Genomic DNA, 1,313 nt, shown 5'->3' with positions numbered 1-1,313 from the left:
CTCGGCCAGGAACTCACCGACCTCCTGCACCTGGCCGGCCACGAGCGCCCGGTAGGGCAGCACCACGTCGATCTCTTGCGCGCCGGCCTGCGCGATGGCGGCAATGTCGTCCAGGGCGCGCGCAACGTCCAGCGCGCCGTCCGGGAAGTTGGCCACCGCGGCCACGCGGATGTCGGCCGGCAAGCTGGCTCGGGCCTGGGCCACGAAGCGCGGCCACACGCACACGGCGGCCACGGGGCCAAAGGGCGACTGCGCGCGCTGGCACAGGGCCGCCACCGTGGCCGGCGTGTCGCCATCGTTGAGGCTGGTGAGGTCGAGCGCCGCCAGCAATTGGCGGGCCGTGGTCGTCAGGGCATTCATTGCAGGGAGGGCAGCACCGCCAGGCGGTCGAGGTAGGCGCTGAGGAAGCCGGACGCACGCGCACCACCGGCCTTGGCCTCCTTGAGGGTCAGTTCGTGGGTCAAAGCTTCATCGCTCATGCCGGCGGCCATGTTGGTAATCAGGGCCAGGCAGGCCACACGCAGACCCGCGTGGCGGGCCAGGATGGTGTCGGGCACAGTGGACATGCCCACCGCATCCGCCCCCCAAGCGGCGAACATGCGGATTTCCGCCGGCGTTTCAAATTGGGGGCCCAGCGCCCAGCAGTACACCCCTTCGTTCAGGGCCATGCCGCGCTCGGCGGCCAGCGCTAGGGCGGCGCGGCGGAACTCGGCGTCGTATGCGGCACTCATGTCGCAAAAACGGTCCATCCCCCTAAGGCCCACCAAGGGGCTGCGCTGGGGGGCATTGAGGTGGTCGCTGACCAGCACCAGGCTGCCCGGCGGGTTGGCGGCGCGCAAGCTGCCGCTGGCGTTGGTGAGCACCAGGGCTTGCACGCCCCAGACCTTGAGGCTGCGGATGGGCGCGGCCATCCCGGTGCAGTCACCACTCTCGTAGGTGTGGGCGCGGCCGCGAAGCATGGCCACCCGGGCGCCGCCGGGAGTGGTGCCCACCACCAACTCGTTCACATGGCCTTCCACCGTGGGCACCGGCCAGCCCGGCAGCTCGGCGTAGCTGATGCGCTTGACGTCGCTAAGTTGCTCGGAGGCACTGGCCCAGCCAGAACCCAGCACCACGGCCACGCGGGGCGCGTCACCGAAGGTGGCTTTCAGGGTGCTTTCGCAAGCGGCAATGGCGGCGTTCAGGGCGTCGCCCTGCAGGTAAGGACTGCTCATGGGGAGTCTTTCAGGAAAGGTGATCGGGGCCGAAGCTGTTGGGGAACAACTGCTCCAGCGTCCATTGCTGCTGCTGCCCGTCGTCGTTGACCGCCAGCA

General features: G+C 69.6%; 1 protein-coding gene and 1 pseudogene. Both read right to left on the bottom strand.

Going from position 1 to position 1,313, the window contains the following annotated elements; genetic code table 11:
- Positions 1 to 360: pseudogene (locus tag O9335_RS07835) on the bottom strand (deoxyribose-phosphate aldolase); the annotation flags it as partial.
- Positions 357 to 1,214 carry a purine-nucleoside phosphorylase gene (locus O9335_RS07830; protein ID WP_298386115.1) on the bottom strand — a complete coding sequence of 286 codons (858 nt, stop codon included), beginning with the start codon at positions 1,212 to 1,214 and terminating at the stop codon, positions 357 to 359. The pseudogene O9335_RS07835 and the gene O9335_RS07830, both read right to left, overlap by 4 nt.
- Positions 1,215 to 1,313: the final 99 nt, after the last annotated feature.

Source organism: Inhella sp. (assembly GCF_027532025.1).
GTDB lineage: Bacteria > Pseudomonadota > Gammaproteobacteria > Burkholderiales > Burkholderiaceae_C > Inhella.
The sequence above is the reverse complement of the archived record's forward strand: the minus strand, read 5'-3'. Positions and strand labels throughout refer to the sequence as shown.

What these genes read in the sequence shown, in the direction of transcription:
- O9335_RS07830 (WP_298386115.1), bottom strand. Translation starts at nt 1,214, where the DNA reads ATGAGCAGTCCTTACCTGCAGGGCGACGCCCTGAACGCCGCCATTGCC.